The organism is Stutzerimonas chloritidismutans, assembly GCF_038562055.1.
Classification (GTDB): Bacteria; Pseudomonadota; Gammaproteobacteria; order Pseudomonadales; family Pseudomonadaceae; genus Stutzerimonas; species Stutzerimonas chloritidismutans_A.
Window position 1 is genome coordinate 54,163 of sequence record NZ_JBCFXD010000003.1, and the last position, 15,298, is coordinate 69,460.

The 15,298-nt window shown below is 61.2% G+C and carries 11 protein-coding genes; 8 read left to right on the plus strand and 3 right to left on the minus strand.

The window, feature by feature from the left end:
* Positions 1–301: 301 nt before the first annotated feature.
* Positions 302–517 carry a ribosome modulation factor gene (gene rmf, locus AAGW23_RS06860; protein WP_082082129.1) on the plus strand — a complete coding sequence of 72 codons (216 nt, stop codon included), beginning with the start codon at positions 302–304 and terminating at the stop codon, positions 515–517.
* A gap of 90 nt (positions 518–607) precedes the next feature.
* Here the strand turns inward: rmf and AAGW23_RS06865 are convergent, their stop codons facing one another.
* Entirely contained in the window at positions 608–1,648 is a 1,041-nt protein-coding gene (locus AAGW23_RS06865; protein ID WP_342405698.1) for a quinone-dependent dihydroorotate dehydrogenase, read from the minus strand.
* A 107-nt stretch (positions 1,649–1,755) separates the two neighbouring features.
* Positions 1,756–1,977 carry a DUF2835 domain-containing protein gene (locus AAGW23_RS06870; protein ID WP_102836239.1) on the minus strand — a complete coding sequence of 74 codons (222 nt, stop codon included), beginning with the start codon at positions 1,975–1,977 and terminating at the stop codon, positions 1,756–1,758.
* Positions 1,978–2,145: 168 nt separating this feature from the next.
* Here AAGW23_RS06870 and AAGW23_RS06875 point away from each other — a divergent pair, with 168 nt between their 5' ends.
* On the plus strand, positions 2,146–3,069 hold the full coding sequence (locus AAGW23_RS06875; protein WP_342405954.1) for a DUF6685 family protein: 924 nt from the start codon (positions 2,146–2,148) through the stop codon (positions 3,067–3,069).
* A 132-nt stretch (positions 3,070–3,201) separates the two neighbouring features.
* On the opposite strand, the gene AAGW23_RS06880 is transcribed toward AAGW23_RS06875, so the two are convergent.
* A complete protein-coding gene (locus tag AAGW23_RS06880; protein WP_342405699.1) occupies positions 3,202–8,049 on the minus strand; it encodes an NAD-glutamate dehydrogenase in 4,848 nt (1,615 codons plus the stop codon).
* Between the two features lie 310 nt (positions 8,050–8,359).
* On the opposite strand from AAGW23_RS06880, the gene AAGW23_RS06885 reads away from it, so the two are divergent.
* From AAGW23_RS06885 to AAGW23_RS06910, 6 genes are read left to right on the plus strand one after another with little or no spacing between them, the layout of a single operon-like run.
* On the plus strand, positions 8,360–9,319 hold the full coding sequence (locus tag AAGW23_RS06885; protein WP_342405700.1) for a MoxR family ATPase: 960 nt from the start codon (positions 8,360–8,362) through the stop codon (positions 9,317–9,319).
* Positions 9,319–10,290, plus strand: a complete 972-nt coding sequence (locus AAGW23_RS06890; RefSeq protein ID WP_342405701.1) for a DUF58 domain-containing protein — start codon at positions 9,319–9,321, stop codon at positions 10,288–10,290. The genes AAGW23_RS06885 and AAGW23_RS06890 overlap by 1 nt, the downstream gene beginning before the upstream one ends.
* Complete coding sequence (locus AAGW23_RS06895; RefSeq protein WP_342405702.1) at positions 10,287–10,787, plus strand: DUF4381 domain-containing protein; 501 nt, start codon at positions 10,287–10,289, stop codon at positions 10,785–10,787. Before AAGW23_RS06890 ends, AAGW23_RS06895 begins: the two co-directional genes overlap by 4 nt.
* Positions 10,780–11,793, plus strand: a complete 1,014-nt coding sequence (locus AAGW23_RS06900) for a VWA domain-containing protein (protein ID WP_342405703.1) — start codon at positions 10,780–10,782, stop codon at positions 11,791–11,793. The genes AAGW23_RS06895 and AAGW23_RS06900 overlap by 8 nt, the downstream gene beginning before the upstream one ends.
* On the plus strand, positions 11,790–13,517 hold the full coding sequence (locus AAGW23_RS06905) for a VWA domain-containing protein (protein WP_342405704.1): 1,728 nt from the start codon (positions 11,790–11,792) through the stop codon (positions 13,515–13,517). The genes AAGW23_RS06900 and AAGW23_RS06905 overlap by 4 nt, the downstream gene beginning before the upstream one ends.
* Positions 13,514–15,136 carry a BatD family protein gene (locus AAGW23_RS06910; RefSeq protein ID WP_342405705.1) on the plus strand — a complete coding sequence of 541 codons (1,623 nt, stop codon included), beginning with the start codon at positions 13,514–13,516 and terminating at the stop codon, positions 15,134–15,136. The genes AAGW23_RS06905 and AAGW23_RS06910 overlap by 4 nt, the downstream gene beginning before the upstream one ends.
* Positions 15,137–15,298: the final 162 nt, after the last annotated feature.

The window sequence follows — 15,298 nt, forward strand, 5'->3', positions numbered from 1 at the left end:
TGTCGATGTTCGGGCGGTTTGCGGCTGTCTTTCGTCGCGAAGCAGACGCTGCGGTACCACTTTGGCAGTGCGGGGAGCGCTCCCTGCCTGCCTTATGGGCGGCACCGCGGTTTGGTGACTTACTTATTACAAAACGATCATTCCCGCTTGGCAGTCATTGGGTTAGAACTCGACTCAGTCCGGCATCGCAACGATGCCGGAAGAACCCGCCACGCCGGCAGCGGGCTTCACTGGCAGTCTATCTGCCGACCTCGCCATGAGGACAACGGAAACACCAGTCAACCACTGAGGGCAATACCCAATGAGAAGACTCAAGCGTGATCCGATGGAACGAGCATTTCTACGCGGTTATCAGCATGGCATACACGGTAAATCTCGCGATCTCTGTCCTTTTTCTCATCCCGAGGTACGCCAAGCCTGGATTAACGGCTGGCGGGAGGGTCGCGGCGACAACTGGGACGGTCTGACCGGCGCAGCCGGCATTCATCGATTGAACGAACTTCACGCGGTCGGCTGACACAATCACACCGACTTCGACTAGCACGCCCCATCCGGGCGGCGGGCTTGAAGCCCGGGGCTCCCATCGGGAGCCCCACCGCAGCACAGATTAACGATTCGCACCCTTCTGAGATTGCAGCGCAGCGATGGCGTCCACCGCCTCGCGAATCAGCGCTGGCCCCTTGTAGATGAACCCCGTGTAGAGCTGCACAAGACTTGCGCCGGCTTCGATCTTCTCTGCCGCATGCTGCCCTTGCGTGATACCACCGACGGCAATGATAGGCAGGCGGCCCGCCAGGGTTTGTGCCAACACACGGACGGTATGGGTGCTCTTTTCACGAACAGGGGCCCCGGAAAGCCCGCCCGCTTCGTCGGCGTGCGCAAGACCCGCCACGCCTTCACGGCCAAGCGTTGTGTTGGTCGCAATGATTGCATCCATGCCGGCCTGGAATACCGCTTCGGCAACCACTCGGGTTTCCTCGTCGGTCATGTCGGGTGCGATCTTGATGGCCAGCGGAACACGCTTTCCATGGAGCACTTCGAGGTCTTCGCGGCGCTGGCCAAGCGCATCGAGCAGTTGCTTGAGCGAGTCCCCGAACTGCAGGCTACGCAGCCCCGGTGTATTGGGCGAACTGACGTTCACTGTGACATAGCTCGCCTGGTGATAGACCTTGTCCAGGCACAGCAAGTAATCATCCTGAGCGCGCTCGACCGGGGTGTCGAAGTTCTTGCCGATGTTGATGCCCAAGATGCCCTTGAAACGAGCCGCGTCGACCCTTTCCAGCAGCGCGTCGACGCCATGATTGTTGAAGCCCATACGGTTGATAATAGCTTCGGCCTCGGGCAACCGAAAAATACGCGGTTTGGGATTTCCTGGTTGTGGCCTCGGCGTGACAGTACCCACCTCGACAAATCCAAATCCCAGCTGCGACATTCCGCAGATCGCCTCGCCGTTTTTGTCCAGCCCCGCCGCCAGCCCAACAGGGTTCGGGAAATCCAACCCCATCACCCGCACCGGCAAGCTCGCCGGAGACTTATTCAACATGGTGTTAAGGCCTAGACGGCCGCCTGCGCCAATAAGATCGAGCGACAGCTCATGAGACGTCTCGGGCGTAAACTTGAAAAGTAGCTGGCGGGCCAGGTTATACATACGCAGCCTAGATCCTGGAAAGTGTGGCGCGAGAGTATAGCAGGCGGGCATTGCGCGCAGCGGGCTACAACGTAGCGCCCGTGATCGAATCGCTCGACGAAGCGCGCCTAATCAACCCGTCGCAAGCGAATCAGTTTGCCTTCAGGCGCAAACTCCATCTCGAATGAACCAAACACGCCGGCCGTTGTCAGAAAGGGCCGCAGGTGATGTGCCGGCAAGCTGACGCTCGTCCCTTCCCGGCTTTTGATCAGGATACGATTGGCGCGCCCCTGATAGACCGCCAGCAGTTTTTCGGCGGGCAGTGCAATATCCAGCAAGAGGCTTGGCATGGAGGCTCCCTCATTGATCAACGCAGCGATGTTGCCATATCGGCTCTCGGACAGTGATCTGTCATTGAACCGAGATCCCCAATACGATAAACAAAAGCTCGGCAAATACGGTGCACGGGGCGCACGGCTCTGCCACACTTCGACCGTTGCCCTATGCGTTCGTCTTCCATGATGGGCCTGCCCGAGCCGATGCCGCCCGTGACTTCCCGAATCGTCAGATTTGCCCAACGCTTTGGATTAACCGGCAAATCACCGCGCCAGATCCTTGAGCACGCCAGCCAGATCAGCTTGCCATTTGCTCCCCTCTCGGAGCCGGCACCGAGCATCTTCTGGAACGACGGCCCTTGCCTGCAACGATTCGTCGATTTACCGAGAAGCGCTCTTTCCGGCCCCATTCAGGAAGATAAAGCCAAGGCTCATGCAGCGTTGACACAGCTCGTGCGCCAGGAGCGCAGCGCCTATCCGGCGCTCGATTTGCGACAGGTCGACGGCCTCGGCGGGCAAAGCCCCGACGAAGCGACCTATCCGACGTTCGAGGCGCTTGCCGCCACACCCGCCTGCCGTCAGCTACGGGTCATCAGTTACAAGGACTTCGTGCGGACCATCACCTCCGCATTGCCTGAATTCCAGACACAGGCCCCGATCGAGCTTCGCCAAGCCAGCTGGCTTGGCGAGCGGATTTACTGGAGCGGTGAGCACCATGCTGAAGCCTTCGCCAGCGCCATCGCCTATGCACGGTTGCGGGGGTTGGAGGTCAACCTGCCCTGCGAACTCACAGATTACCGGCTTGATGCAGCCGGACTACAGGCACTCGACAGCGAATACCATGCCGTCACGATGCCGGCACAAGCCTGGAGCGATCGCGCCTTCATGGGGCTGCTGCTTGAGGCAAAGATTCCCTATGCTCGCTTGACGCTGCTGCGCAACGCGAATAACTCAGAGCTACTTCTGCTGGACAAGCGGCAACCTGCTGCGAATGCTTTAGGAGAAGGGCTAAAGCTCGCCGGAGCTCCGGACATGGTGCGCTACTTGCGCGACCTGCCACAGATCACTCGGTTCCGCCTTGGCAACCGGGCCGTACATACCGACTGATCCAGCAACGCCACTGCCACGAAGCTCGCGAGCCCCTGCCCAACACCGCCTCCATGACGCAAAACGCCGATGCATAAACATCGGCGTTTCATTTCGCGTAACAGCCGCCAGGAAACCCAGCGGCATATCACACTAGCGTCTGGCGCTTTCCAACGCGAGGTCTTGCAGCTCGCGACCGGCGACAGCATACATGGCATAATCCACGCTACTGGCACTGCGCAGTTCGACCAGCATTCGCCGCCAACGCTCGACCTGATATTCCCGCTGCTCCAACCATAGCTGAACGCGAGCATCGAGATCCTCAGGCGCGTCGCTCATCTGCAACACCGACACGGTGATGGCGCGCTGCTGACTGTCCAGATCATCGCGGAAACCTTCCCTAGCCAGCGCTTGCCAATTGTTTTCCACCGGCAGGCCGGTGACCTGCTGCAGATACCAGGGCAACTCCAGCGCACCGCCCACAGCGAAGTAAGCCGCTGCGACTTCAGCAGGTGGCTGCCCGGTTTCATCGGCGGCCTCCAGTATCGGCAACAACGTGTACAGATGATTGGTGCCCGCTACCATTCGGGCCAGCAACTCGGGCACCCCGGCGTCGGTGTAGCGCTCGTAGCGCGCTTGCCAAAGCTCGCGGGTTCCGCCCTGCAACAGCGCATCGAGTTTCAAACCGAGCGCTGCGACGCGCGGCCCGAAGTGCCCGACGTCACGTGCCGCATCCAGCTCACTGCGACGATTGCGCAGGAACCAGCGGGTCGCTCTCCGCCCCAGCCGCATCAGTTCATCCATGAGATTGAGCTGCAGTTCAGACGGAACCTTGTAGTCCAACGCTTCGATCTGGCGGAACCAATGTGGCAGATGGAAGATGTCCCGCACGATCACGTAAGCGCCCGCCACGTTCGCGGCACTCAGGCCGGTAGCCTCTCTGAGGCGCTGAACGAAGGTGATGCCCATGTTGTTAATCAGGTCGTTGGCGATCTGCGTGCTGACGATCTCGCGTTTGAGACGGTGCTGCAGCATCGCCGGGCGATACTGCTCGGCCAGCAGCTGCGGAAATGCGCTTTCCATTTCGCGCGCCAGGTAGGCATCGTCCGGCACGCGAGATTGCAGCAACGCCTCCTTCAGCTCGATCTTGCTGTACGAAATCAGCACCGACAGCTCCGGTCGCGTCAAGCCCTTGCCCAGATTCGCGCGCTCAGCCAGCATTTCATCGCCAGGCAGGAACTCAAGCGCGCGGTCCAGCAGACCATCCGCTTCAAGGGAACTGATCAGGCGCTTGTACTCACTACCCCCCTCATGAGCGCGATGCTCAGCCTGCGACAGCGCCTGGGTCTGCTTGTAATTGTCGTGCAGCACCAATTCGGCCACAGCGTCGGTCATCTCGAACAGCAACTGGTCACGCTGCTTGCCGGTCATGTCCCCGGCACTGACGATCTCATTCAGCAGAATCTTGATGTTGACCTCATGGTCGGAGCAGTTCACCCCGCCAGCGTTGTCGATGAAGTCGGTGTTGGCGGCGCCGCCATGCAAGCAGTACTCGACGCGTCCCAGCTGAGTGATGCCCAGGTTTCCGCCTTCGCCGATGACCTTTGCTCGCACCTCGTTGCCGTTGACCCGCAGGATGTCGTTGGCCTTGTCGCCCACGTCTGCATGAGTTTCCGCGGTGCTCTTCACATAGGTTCCGATGCCTCCGTTCCAGAGCAGATCCACCGGCGCCTTGAGCAGCGCGTGAATGAGCTCGGCCGGGGTGAGCTGATCCGCCTCGATCTCAAAACGGGCCTTCATCTGCGGCGTGATCGCGATACGCTTGGCCGAGCGAGGGAATACGCCGCCTCCAGCAGAGATCAGCGATGCATCGTAATCGGTCCAGGATGAGCGCGGCAGATCGAACAGGCGCTGGCGCTCGACAAAGCTACGCGCAGCGTCCGGATCGGGATCGATAAAAATATGCAGATGGTTGAACGCAGCCACCAGCTGCAAGGTTTCGGACATCAGCAAGCCATTGCCGAAAACGTCCCCAGCCATGTCACCGATGCCGATCACGCTGACGTTGTCGCGCTGCACATCGATGCCCCGTTCGCGGAAGTGCCGCTGCACCGAGACCCAGGCGCCCTTGGCGGTGATACCCATTTTTTTGTGGTCGTAGCCGGCCGAGCCACCGGACGCGAAAGCATCGCCCAACCAGAAGTCGTACTCCGCAGCGATGCCGTTGGCGATGTCGGAAAAGGTTGCGGTGCCCTTGTCGGCCGCCACGACTAGATAAGGATCGTCCTCGTCGTAGCGAAGCACGTTGGCCGGCGGTACGACGTTGCCATCCTTAAGATTGTCAGTGATGTCCAGCAGGCCGCTGATGAAGATTCGATAGCAGGCAATGCCCTCGGCCAGCACCTCGTCGCGGGAGCCGTTGGTAGGCAGACGACGTGGCACGAAACCACCCTTGGCCCCTCCGGGCACGATGATCGCGTTCTTCACCTGCTGCGCCTTGACCAGCCCCAGCACTTCGGTTCTGTAGTCCTCTTCACGATCAGACCAGCGCAAGCCACCGCGCGCGACCTTGCCGCCACGCAGATGAACGCCTTCGACGCGGGGCGAATATACAAAGATTTCGAATTTTGGCGCCGGACGCGGCATCTCGGGTATCGATCGCGGGTCGAGCTTGAAGCTGAAGTAGCTCTTCGGCTTGCCGACCGCGTCCATCTGGTAAAAATTCGTTCGCAGCGTCGCTTTGATCAGAGCCAGGTAGCGACGCAGGATGCGGTCTTCATTGAGCACGGCCACGTCATCCAGCGCCGTGATGATCGCCTGTTCGAGCCGCGCCTGCTTGTCGGCAAGGTCTTCTTCGCCGAGTTTGCGTGCCAGGTAGAAGCGCATCTTGAACAGCCGCACCAGCTCACGAGCGATGTCGGTGTGGTTGAGCAAAGCGCTGGCGATGTAGCCCAGGTCGAAGCCCATGCGGATCTGCTTCAGGTAGCGCCCATAGGCGCGTAACAAAGCAACCTCGCGCCAGGTCAGCCCTGCGGTCAGGACCAGCCGGTTGAACGCATCGTTCTCCGCCTGACAGTTGTTGATCGCGATGAACGCATCCTGCAGCGGCTCATTGATCTCCATCAGATCAATCTCGAGCCCCTCGGCGTAGGTGAACGCAAAGTCATGAATCCAATATTCCCGGCCATCCTTGCGCCGCAGGTGGAACGGAAACTCACCTAGCACACGTAGCCCGAGGTTCTCGAGGATCGGCAACATGTCAGATAACGGCAGCGGCGTGTTCAGGTGATAGAGCTTGCAGTGCAAGCGGTTCTCCACCGCCGTGATCGGCTGGTAGAAACTCATCACCAACGGGCGCTGCTCGCTGAGACTGAGCACGTGCTGCATATCCACAGCCGCCGAGTGCGGCGCGAAACGCTCACGGTATCCCGCGGGGAAGCCTTTCGGAAAATCAGCGAGTATCCCGGTGCCCTGGGCTTCGCCGAAACGCTCGATGACCACGCTCGAGTAGTCGTCCTGCCAGGTTCGGCAGGCCTGGACTACCTCGTTTTCCAACTGGACCGGATCGAACTGCACCTGTTTGCTCGGGTCCAGACGCAGCAGAAACTGCACGCGGATCAGTACGGACTCGGAGAAGTAGGTGGAAAACTCACAGCCGCTGGCTTCCAGTCGGTCTACCAGAACCTGCTGAATGCGCAAGCGGGTCTCGGTCGAATAACTGTCGCGGGGGACGTACGCCAGGCAATAGCAGAAGCGTCCATAGGGATCGATACGCAGGAACAGGCGCAGCTTGTTGCGCTCCTGGATCTGTACGATGGCGATGGCTGTGCTGAACAGCTGGTCGAGCGTCATCTGAAACAGTTCATCGCGTGGCAACACTTCGAGGACTTGAGTCAGCTCCTTGGCCAGATGCGCTGAATCATCGAAATGCGAACGCTGGATGACCTCTGCCACCTTACTGCGAATGTAGGGTATCCGACGCACGCTCTGGGTATAGACCGAGGAGGTGAAGAGCCCGAGGAAGCGGCATTCCCGGGTCACTCGACCCTGCTCATCGAATTCGCGTATGGAGACAAAATCCGGATATGCCGGCCGATGCACCCGGCTCGGAGTAGCCGCCTTGGCGAACGACAGCAGCAGCGGCTCCTGCAGATAGGCAAGCGCCGGCGGCATGATCAGTTGATCGTCTGCTTCAAGGCCGGTGCGCAGGTTTCTCGACAGCCCCAACAGGGACGCCTCGTCATAAATGATGCGGCCGCCCTCACCCTGTTCGACAACCGTGAATTCCTCGTACCCCAGGAAGGTGAAATGGTCTTCGGCCAACCAGCGCATGAAGTCCATGCTTTCAGCCAGCTGGGCGTGATCGGCCGGTTGCAGCATGGCCAGACGCGCATGATGCTCTTCGGCCTTCGCTTTCATCGCGGGAAAATCGCTGACGGTCAGGCGGACGTCAGCCAGAACGCCGTGCAGCGACTGCTCCAGTTCGTGCAAAGCCGCCGCACTGGCGCAACGATCGACCTCGACGAAGATCAGCGACTCGGCTCCGCTGCCTTCACCTGAGCTGCCCTTCGGCAGCAATTCGACCAAGCTGCCGTCACCGTCCCGGCGGACCTGCAATACGCTGTTCTGCAGGGTGTGAATGGCATAGCCACGACGGGTAAGCTCCATGCGCACCGAGTCGACGAGAAACGGCATATCCGGGTGCAGCACCTCGACCACGCTGTGGGTCGATTGCCAACCGTGCTTTTCATAATCGGGGTTGAATACCTGAACCACAGGACTGCTTGGATCGAAGCGCTCCAACAACCGCCAGCTGGCCAGCGTCGAGCCGACCAGGTCGGTCATGCGCCGCTGAGTCAGCTCGGGTAACGCGACGATTCCGAAAAACTGTTCGGCGAAGAGTCCCACTTGTGGCAGGAGTTTCTCGTCGACATGCTGTGCCAGGGCCACTTTCAGTTGTTGCTGAAAATCGGCTTTGCTGGCAGCTGTAAAGAACGCCATTTTTTCGCTCCATTCTGGCTTGGAATTCGACTAGGGCAGTCGCGGGACCTGACCGGCAACGCAACCTGTAAGTTCAACGTTAGTTCAGCGGACCGGGAATGCACCCCGTCAGGCCTCCTTAAGTCTGGCGCCGCCAGCGACCGAGCAGTCACATTTAATTGTGTTGCATGACCAAAAGAGCTTGGCGCCGGCCATCCCCAACGCTGCGTGACGAACTTGCCGAGCCGCGCATAGCCTGCCCCTCGCTAATGAATTAAAGTCGTGCTGGTCGAGCGCCCGCCCCGACACGCCCCTGCAGAAGAGCTCAGCGATGGACCACCGTGAAGCCATAGTCGCGCTGCGACAATTTCTTTCCACCCAGATTCTCGGCCAGGAACGGCTGATCGAGCGCCTGCTGATCGCTTTGCTCGCTGACGGCCACCTGCTCGTCGAAGGCGCCCCAGGGTTAGCCAAAACACGGGCAATCAAAGAGCTTGCAGGCGGCATCGAGGCGGAATTTCATCGCATCCAGTTCACGCCGGACCTGCTGCCCGCCGACATTACCGGGACTGAAATATACCGACCGGAAACCGGCAGCTTCGTCTTTCAGCAAGGCCCCATCTTTCACAATCTGGTGCTGGCCGATGAGATCAACCGAGCGCCTGCGAAGGTGCAGTCGGCGCTGCTCGAGGCCATGGCCGAACGGCAGGTCAGCGTAGGTCGCAGCACCTACGACCTGTCACCACTCTTTCTGGTAATGGCCACGCAAAACCCCATCGAGCAGGAGGGCACCTACCCTCTTCCCGAAGCGCAACTCGACCGCTTCCTGCTTCACGTAAAGCTCGGCTTCCCCGATGCGTCGGTGGAACGACGCATTCTGCAACAGGCGCGCGGCGAAGCGATCAACGGCGAAACCGCCCCGGAACACCGCGTCTCCCAACAAGCGATCTTCGCTGCGCGCAAGGAAATTCTCGGCCTGTACATGGCGGATGCGGTGGAGGAGTACCTGGTGCAGTTGGTCATGGCGACCCGCACCCCGGCCAAATTCGACGCTGAGCTGGCGGGTTGGATTGCCTACGGCTCCAGTCCGCGCGGCTCGATCTCGCTGGATCGCTGCGCCCGCGCTCATGCCTGGTTGGCGGGACGGGATTTCGTCAGCCCGGAGGACATTCAGGCGGTGCTATTCGACGTGCTGCGCCACCGTTTGATCCTCTCGTTCGAAGCGGAAGCAGCCGGTATCGATCAGGATCGCGTCCTGCAGCGCATTCTCGACGTGGTCGCGGTGGCCTGATGCAGCCCTCGCGGCCCACCGACAACGGTTCGGTGCATTCAAAGCCCGGCGATGGCGTCCGGGTAAGCCTCGCCGAGCTGATCGACATGCGTCATCGAGTCCGCGAAGTGCCCTTGTTTTCCAGCCCGCATCGGCGCAGTCAGTTGGTCGGCCTGCACCATTCGAAGTTGCGCGGACGTGGGGTGGATTTCGATCAAGTGCGCATCTACCAGGCCGGTGACGATGTTCGCACCATTGATTGGCGAGTCACTGCACGAACTCAGGAGCCGCATACCAAGCTATTCCACGAAGAACGTGAGCGACCCATTTATTTACTGGTCGAGCAGAGCCCGCGGTTGTTCTTCGGTAGTGCTCGGGCCTTCAAATCGGTGGTGGTTGCCCAAGCCGCCAGCCTGGTGGGATGGGCCGCGCTAAGCCACAACGATCGCGTCGGGGGCCTGGTATTCGGGCACGGCGATCAGCACGAGATCAAACCCCGGCGCAGCAAGCAAAGCCTTCTGCAATTGCTGGACCGTTTGGCGCGCGCCAATGCCGGCTTGCAAGCCGACCAGCCTGACGATCCAGAGGCCTTCGGCCTGGCCCTCAGACGCGCACGTGAAACGCTGCGTCCAGGTAGCCTGGCGGTCATCCTCTGTGATGAGCGCGCCCTGGGCGACGCTGCAGAACAGCAGATGAGCCTGCTCGCGCGCCACGTCGACTTGTTGCTTATTCCTGTCTATGACCCACTCGACCACGCGCTACCAGCAGCTGGATTGTTGCGCTTTGCGCAGTTCGGCGCTCGGCTCGAACTGGACACCCATGACGCCGCGCTGAGACAAGCCTACCGGCTGCAAGGCGAAGCCCGAAGTGCGCGCTGGAAGCGTCTGGCCGACCGTTTGCGCCTGCCATTGATGCCGCTTGATACACAGCGCGAACTGGTAGAGCAGATGCGTGAGCACCTCATCGGGCAGCACCAAGGCGCCCTCAGATGAATGCGCTCGAGCTTGAACCCCTGATCACCCCAGCGGCCGTGAGCTGGTGGCCACTGGCGGCTGGCTGGTGGTTTCTCGCTGCCCTTTTGCTCAGCCTCGTTCTGCTGCTGAAACTGCAGCCCTGGAAAAGACTTCAGCACGCTAAGCGAGAGGTGACCGCCCAAAACGAACAACTGCTCGACCCGCAGCGTCAGACGGCTCTGCTTGAACTCGCCCAGTTGAGCAAGCCATACAATGGCCAGCCAGCCAGTCACTGGCTGCAGCAACTCAATGCGCTGCTGAAACGCCTTTGCCGGATCCGCTATCCAGACGATCATCCCCATACATTGAGCGGGCGTGCCTGGCTGGCCTTTCTCGACAATCGGTGTCCGGCCGCGGGATTGACGCGCTGGATGGTACTGGTCGAAGGCGCCTACCGCGCCGAGTGCCGCTTGGACGACAAGGCCATCCAGGGCCTTGAACAGTCCGTGCAGATCTGGATTCGCAAGCATGTTTGAGCTGGCCTGGCCGTGGGTCTGGCTACTGTTGCCGCTGCCCTGGCTATTACGCTGGGTCTTGCCCGTATCGGAAAGCGGCGACGCGGCATTGAAGGTCGGCTTTCTGGCCGAGCTGGAAACGCTGGCTGGCCGCCGCGCCGCGATCGCCCTACCAGCCTGGCGGCAACAGCTCCCCTATCTGTTCATCTGGTGTCTGCTGCTGCTCGCCGCCGCTCGCCCGCAATGGCTCGGCGAACCGCTGCCGCTTCCTACCAATGGCCGCGACCTGTTACTGGCGGTCGACGTGTCCGGTTCCATGGACTATCCAGACATGCAGTGGCAAGGCGATGAGGTCAGCCGGCTGGAACTGGTCAAGCACTTGCTCGGCGACTTTATTGCCGGGCGAAGCGGCGACCGCGTCGGGCTTATCCTGTTTGGCAGCAAGGCCTACCTGCAGGCGCCGCTGACTTTCGATCGACAAACCGTTCGCACCTGGCTTGATGAAGCTGCGGTCGGCATCGCTGGAAGCAACACGGCCATCGGCGACGCCATCGGCTTGGCCGTCAAGCGCTTGCGCGAACGCCCAGCCAACAGTCGCGTACTGGTACTGATTACGGACGGCGCGAACAACGGTGGCGAAGTCGAGCCGTTGATCGCGGCTCGGCTCGCTGCGGCCGCAGGCGTCAAAGTGCATACCATCGGCATCGGTGCTGAAGCGGATGACAGGCTGCTCAACCGGTTCAGTTTCAACCCCGGCGGCGATCTGGACGAAACGACCCTTCGCGCGATTGCCTATGAAACCGGCGGCGAATACTTCCGAGCGCGTACAAATGAAGAGCTGGAAGCAATCGGCGCCGCCCTCGACGAACTCGAGCCGGCCGCCCAAGAGCCAGCTCAGGCACGCGTCGCCACAGCGCTTTACGCCTGGCCATTGGCTGCAGCACTTTTGTTCAGCTGGCTGTTGGTCGCGCGCAGCGTCTTGCCTTTGTCGCTGCGTCAACTGGGCGCTCGGAGCAAGCGATCATGAGCGAACTTCTGCCCTACTTGCTCAGACCGCTCTGGTTGATCGTATTGCCGCTACCGATATGGTTGATGTGGCGTTTATGGCATCGACAGCGCCAGACCGGTCGCTGGCAGCGCCTGTTGCCCGAAGCTTTTCATACCGCTCTGCTCACTCGCGGCAGGCTGCGTAACAGCAAGCTCCCTTGGATCCTGCTCGGCAGCGCCTGGCTGTTGGGTTGTCTGGCGTTGCTAGGGCCAAGCTGGCAGCAGGTCGAGCAACCCAGCCTGACACGCGCGGACCCGCTGGTCATCTTGCTGGAGACCACCCCGGCGCTGCTGGCAACCGACGTGCGGCCGAGCCGACTCGAGCAGGCCAAGCGCAAGATCCTCGATCTGCTGCAGACCCGCCAGGATGCCCAAACCGCTGTGGTGGTCTTCGCCGGCAGCGCTCACACCCTGGTGCCCTTGTCCAACGACATGGCCACCACGCAAAACCTTCTGGATGCATTGCAACCCGATCTCATGCCCGAACCCGGCCACCGGTCTGACCTCGCGGTAACGCAAGGCATCGCCCTGCTGCAACAAGGCGCCAATGGCGGTGGTCGCCTCCTGCTGATCGGCAGCAGCCTGAACGAGCCCGAGCGCGCATCGATTGAGCAGCAGTTGGAGGAAAACGAGCAGTCGCTGCTTCTGTTAGGCATCGGCACCGAGCAAGGTGCTCCTATTCCTCGTGAGGACGGCAGCTTCCTCAAGGATGAAAAAGGTTCCATTGTCATTCCCCGGCTGGACGACAATGCCATGCGGCGTTTCGCCAGCCAGATCGGTGGTCGCTATCAGCAGGCTCGAGTCGATGATGCGGACCTGCGCAACCTCGGCTTGCTCGAACGCAACGGACAGCTTGTGGCTCAAGACGAGACCACCCGTCTCGACGCCTGGCAGGACCAAGGCTACTGGCTGCTACTCCCTCTGGTGTTGCTCGCCGCCTTCGCCGGGCGCCGGGGTTGGCTGTTCTGCTTGCCGCTCGTCCTCTTCGTCCCGCAACCCGCCAGCGCCCTGAGCTTTGACGACCTATGGCTGCGCCCCGATCAACAGGGCATGCGCCTGCTGGAATCTTCTCGCCCAGGCGAAGCCGCGACCCGCTTCGAAGATCACCAATGGCAGGGCTATGCCCGCTACCAGGCCGGTGACTTTGCCGGCGCCGCCGAGCAGTTCGGCAAGGGCGACTCCGCAGCCGATCACTACAACCGAGGCAATGCCCTGGCCCGCAACGACGAGCTGCAAGCCGCCATCGAAGCTTATGAACAAGCCCTGGAGCTGGATCCGGGCCTGGACGTCGCGCGGCGCAATAAAACCAAAGTCGAAGAGGCCCTACGAAAAAAAGAGGCTCAAGCTGATGCCGATCCCGACGCGTCGCCACCCCAGGAATCGACATCCGAAGCCGAGCAGCGCAAGCAGCCTCGTGGAAGCAAAGCGCCAGACACCTCGTCGGACTCGACAGATCAAACCACGGCACAGGCCCCGCCCGAGCCAGCTGGCGAGGTGTCGAGCGAAACACTGAACGAGGGCCCTCCCGAGTCCGAGCCAGTCGCGACCGAACAGCAGATGGCACAGGCACAGGAAGTGCCGGTCGATCCCGAGCAGGATCAGGCAATGAACCAATGGTTGCGCAAGATCCCGGACGATCCCGGCGAGCTGTTACGGCGCAAGTTTCTTTATGAGCAACGCAAACGGCAGGAATTGAATCAATGATGCGCTGGATGACACTGGTGTTTCTGCTCCTGCTGGGCTTGCAAACCCACGCTGCTACCTTGGTAGCCCGGGTCGACCGTACCGAGCTGAGCCTGGACGAAACTGTGGAGCTGACTCTGGAAACGGCCGACGGCACCGCATTTGGCAAGCCCGACCTGCAGCCCCTCGACAGCCTGTTCAAAGTATCCGGGACACGTCAGAGCAACCAACTTGCCGGGACCAACGGCGATGCACAGGCGATTACCCAGTGGCAGGTCACGCTCCAGCCGCTGCAGACCGGCTATGTCGTCATTCCGCCGTTGCAGCTCGGCGATGCCCGTAGCGAGCCAATTACCTTGCATGTCACCGAGCCCAGCGCCAGCGACAGCGACCTGCTTGCCCCCATATTCATCGACGCCAGTCTTGATCAGGAGGTCGCCTACGTGCAGGCGCAGGTGCTGCTGACGCTGCGTATCTACCACTCCGTATCGCTGTACGACGACAGCACCCTTTCACCGCTGCAGATGAACGATGCGCTGGTGCAGCGGCTGGGCGAACCACGCACTTATGAAAAAGACATCAATGGCGTCCGTCACGGGGTGATTGAAATCCGCTATGCGCTGTTCCCGCAGAAAAGCGGCGAGCTGACAATTCCCGCACAACTGTTCAGCGCCACGGCCGTGGCACCGTCGACCGGTGATCAGTATGGCTCGAGGTTCGGACGTTCGACCCAGGTCAAATCACCCACCATCCCGTTAACTGTAAAGCCCAAGCCAGCTGACTATCCCGCCGACGCCGCCTGGCTGCCGGCCCGCAGCCTGACGCTGGTCGAAGCCTGGAGTCCGGAACCCGGGGATGCTCAGCTGGGCGAAGCCCTGACCCGCAGCTTGCTCTTGAAAGCTGACGGTTTGACCAGCAGCCAGCTGCCTCCAATCGCCTCAACCAAGCTACCGGGACTGCGCAGCTACCCCGACCAGCCGACCCTAAACAACGAAGTCACTGCCAACGGTGTCAGCGGCAGTCGCGAACAGCGCGAAGCCCTGGTCGCGACGCGCACTGGGGAGTTCCAACTCTCGCCCGTGGAAGTGGTCTGGTGGAACACCCTGGAAGATCGCCTGGAGCGCAGCACGCTGCCTGGTCGCAACCTGCAGGTCGCCGACAACCCGGACCTGCAACAGCCCGCCATCGAGACGGCGGACATGCCGGAACAGCGAGAGGCGAGACGGCTATGGCCCTGGCAGCTAAGCAGCGCATTGCTGGCATTGACGACCCTGCTCGGCTTTGGCTTGTGGCTGCATGCGCGCAGGCAGCCAGCGGTGATCCGCACAGTGCCGACCGGCCCGACTCCGCGCAGCCTGCTCGATGATCTGAAACGCGCCTGCTTGGCCAATGACACCCAGGCCACCCGCCATGCGCTCGATGCCTGGGCGCGGCAGCAGCCTGAAACGCTGGCCGATATGGCGGCCCGTTTCGAGCCGTTGTCCGATGCCCTCGATGGGCTTAATGGTGCGCTGTACAGCGAGACCGGTCAGCGCTGGCAAGGCGAAGCCTTGTGGCAGGCCATTCAGAACCTGCCCGCAGGTCAGGCTGGCGATGCCGAACGCGAAGCCAGCGCGCTGCCGCCGCTGTATCCGCGCTGAGCTGAAGGACTTCCCATATCCGGACGCGATCAGCCGTCTTGCCCTTTGCTGCGAGCTCGTGCACCAGTTAGAGGCGTCTTGCACCGTCCTTGGCATGTGGCTTGCTAACCCTGAACCAGACATCCCGCTTCGCACCGGTTCCCTCCCGGACGGTGCGCGCTT